Genomic DNA, 2,867 nt, shown 5'->3' on the forward strand with positions numbered 1-2,867 from the left:
GCACGAGGTTGGGCTCGTCGGCGGCCAGCACCAGGCGCCGGCCCTGCGCGCCGGCATGCTCGAACAGCTCGACCCGGTGGCCGGCGAGCACGCGCGCCGAGGAGGCGAAGTCGTTCCAGGCCGCCGGCAGGGAGGCACTGCCCGCGGCCAGGCACAGCGAGGCACCGGCGTAGCCGACGTGCTCGTACAGACACACCGGCGCCGCCGCGCTGGGCACCGTCGGCGCCACCACGCGGTACGAGGACAGGCGGTCGTTGAAGGCGCGGTTGACCAGGTTCGGCTCGTCCGCCGTCAGCGCAAGCGTGGCGCCGCCTTGCGCGATGTGCTCGTAGAGCGTCACCGACCACCCCTGCGGCACGCGAACCGACGACACCCGGTCGTTCCAGCCGGCCGGCGTGGCCGCGGTTCCGGCCTCGGCACACCAGCTCTCGCCCGCAAAATTGACGTGCTCGTAGAAGCACACCGACGCCGCCTGCGATGCGAGCGGGAAGCCCGCCAGCATCGCAGCGGCCACCCACGCCGTCCTGTTGATCTTCATGGAGTTTTCCTTCGTTGTTGTCGGGCGAGACATCTCCCGGCGTGAAGTCTGGAACCACGAAGGATGGGTGGTGGTACTTAAATGGTACTAAAGCTGCAACGGGGGCGGGGTGGATGTAAATGCGGGGATCGGGTGATGATCTCGACCCTGGCCGGAGAGATCGACATGCGYTGCGAAACCATCGACACCCATCCCGATTTCCGCCGCCTGTCGGCGATCGAAGGCGTGGCGGTGGACCTGCGCTACGCGAGCGAGCGCAACTTCGTCGGGCGTGACCTGTATGGCGAATTGGATTGCGCATGGCTGCATCGCCTGGCCGCGGAGGGTCTCGCGCAGGCGGTGGCCCGGCTGGCCGAGACGGTGCCCGGGCATCGCCTGCTGGTGCTGGACGCATTGCGACCGCACCGCGTGCAGATCCAGCTGTGGGACCACCTGGACGGCACCGACCTGCGGCAGTACGTGGCCGACCCGGCGCGCGGCTCGATCCACTCGTTCGGCATGGCGCTGGACGTGACGGTGATCGACGAAGCAGGGCGCGAACTCGACATGGGCAGCGGCTTCGACGAGATGACGGCGCTGTCGCATCCGGTGCTGGAGGCGGCGCATCTCGCGAGCGGGGCACTGACGCAGGCGCAGCATGCGAATCGGCTGCTGCTGCGCGATGCGCTGAACGCCGCGGGCTTTCGTGGCATCGACAACGAGTGGTGGCACTTCGAGATGCTGGAGCGGCAGTTGGTGCGGGAAACGTTCCTGCGGGTGGAGTGATTTGCCGGCCACTGTGTGGAACTCAGCACGCTGCAAGGTCACATAGCTGCATGAGACAATTTCTTCGCAACCCAACATCGGAGCATCCAAGCCATGGGCTTCCTCATCGACTTCGCGGCGGATTCCAGAGGCGCGTTTGCACGGGGGTTCATGCGCGGATTGGCGGCACCCGTGACCTTGTTCGTGCACAACGAAGCGCCGGCGTTGCCCAACGTTCCGATGGTGGAGCCGCCTGCAGCAGGTCGGGAGATCGCGGCTGCGCTTGCGTCGGATTGGGTGCGCATCGGGGATGCAATGCATCACGCGGTGCAGCGTCATGAGCAGGGGCAGCAAGCCTCACCAGACACCGCTGGCTCAGGCAGCAAGCAAGGCGATCGGGCTGGGCGCGGTCAGGGCTGAACAACAGCTTGTCATCCAGCAAAGCCAGTACACCGGGGAGATCCCGCACCCGGACATCCTCAAGCAGTTCGATCAGCTCATTCCCGGCACGGGAGCGAAGCTCATTCGTTGGGCCGAAGAGGAGCAGCAGCACCGCCGCTCGATGGAACGAGCAGCGATGGATGCCAACATCGCGGCCCAGCACTCGCAGAGCCTGACCAACGCCTACACCGCACGTGCGATCTTTCGCAGCGACATGATGGGGCAAACCTGTGGCGTCCTGGTCTGTCTCGTCTGCGTGGTTGGCGCGATCTGGATGGGCACGATCGGCCAGCCATGGGTCGCTGCGGCGCTCGCCGCAATACCGACTGCCGCTGTTGTTCAGGCGTTCCGCTCGAGCATGTTCGGGCGCAAACGGCAGGCCGGCGAGGGAAAGTCGAAGTCGTAGTGCTGGTCGCCGGCCGGTGGCAGCTTGAGGTCTATGAGACGGGAACGGGAAGGCCGCTCAGAACCGGTACGCCGTGAACACCACGACGCTGTTCTGCGCCTTCTTCTCGGTGACCGGGCTGTCGGCCGCGTCGCGCTGCAGGCTGCGCGTCGACACGCGGGTGCCGATGCCCCACTGCTTGTCGATCTGGTAGTCGGCCCCGACGGTGAAGCCCACCGACTCGATGCCCGAGCGCGGCCTGTACACCGCGCGGCCCGATCGCGCCGCCTGCTGCTCGTCGATGCCGAAGTAGGTCTGCATCGCGCTGCGGCTGGCCCAGGTCACCCCCGGGCCGGCCGACAGCATCAGGCCCGGCGCCGGGCTGTACTTGCCCTCGACGTCGAACGACAGCCGCCCGCCCTGGTGCTTGCCGCCGATGTCGCCGACCACGTTGCCCCGGGCGGTGAACCAGCCGTCGGAGTAGCTCGCGAACACCGCGCCGAGCACGGTGCCGTCGATGTCGCCCAGGCCGCGCAGGCGGTCGGCATCGGATTCCTTGCGCGGCTTCTCGAGGTCGCCGCCGATGCCCAGGCCGACGCGCCAGTGCGGGTCGGTGATGATGAACGCGCCGATGCCGGCCGGCACGCCCGCGCCAGGCACGCCGCCGATGAAGTAGCGGCCCCGGTTGGCGGCCAGCACCGGAAAGGCGCGCACCTTGTGCTCGGCGCTGCCGGGGTACTTGGGGATGCTGCCGACGCC

4 protein-coding genes are annotated in these 2,867 nt (G+C 67.8%); 2 read left to right on the forward strand and 2 right to left on the reverse strand.

Annotated features, from left to right (window positions below; genetic code table 11):
- Nucleotides 1-538: peptidase inhibitor family I36 protein (locus AC1D01_RS28200; protein WP_477872303.1), on the reverse strand; the 538-nt coding region annotated here is incomplete at its 3' end.
- 165 nt (nucleotides 539-703) lie between these two features.
- Here AC1D01_RS28200 and AC1D01_RS28205 point away from each other — a divergent pair.
- Together AC1D01_RS28205 and AC1D01_RS28210 are read left to right on the forward strand one after the other, a co-directional pair.
- On the forward strand, nucleotides 704-1,303 hold the full coding sequence (locus AC1D01_RS28205) for a M15 family metallopeptidase (RefSeq protein WP_477872305.1): 600 nt from the start codon (nucleotides 704-706) through the stop codon (nucleotides 1,301-1,303).
- Between the two features lie 316 nt (nucleotides 1,304-1,619).
- Nucleotides 1,620-2,129 carry a DUF2335 domain-containing protein gene (locus AC1D01_RS28210; RefSeq protein WP_477872307.1) on the forward strand — a complete coding sequence of 170 codons (510 nt, stop codon included), beginning with the start codon at nucleotides 1,620-1,622 and terminating at the stop codon, nucleotides 2,127-2,129.
- A gap of 57 nt (nucleotides 2,130-2,186) precedes the next feature.
- Here the strand turns inward: AC1D01_RS28210 and AC1D01_RS28215 are convergent.
- Nucleotides 2,187-2,867, reverse strand: a 681-nt coding sequence (locus AC1D01_RS28215; RefSeq protein ID WP_477872309.1) for a MipA/OmpV family protein, incomplete at its 5' end; no start/stop codon positions are given.

It is taken from the genome of Rhizobacter sp. P3_B12 (genome assembly GCF_056402895.1).

Bases quoted from the DNA above. Each gene is read 5' to 3' on its own strand.
- AC1D01_RS28210 (WP_477872307.1), top strand. From the start codon at position 1,620: ATGAGCAGGGGCAGCAAGCCTCACCAGACACCGCTGGCTCAGGCAGCA.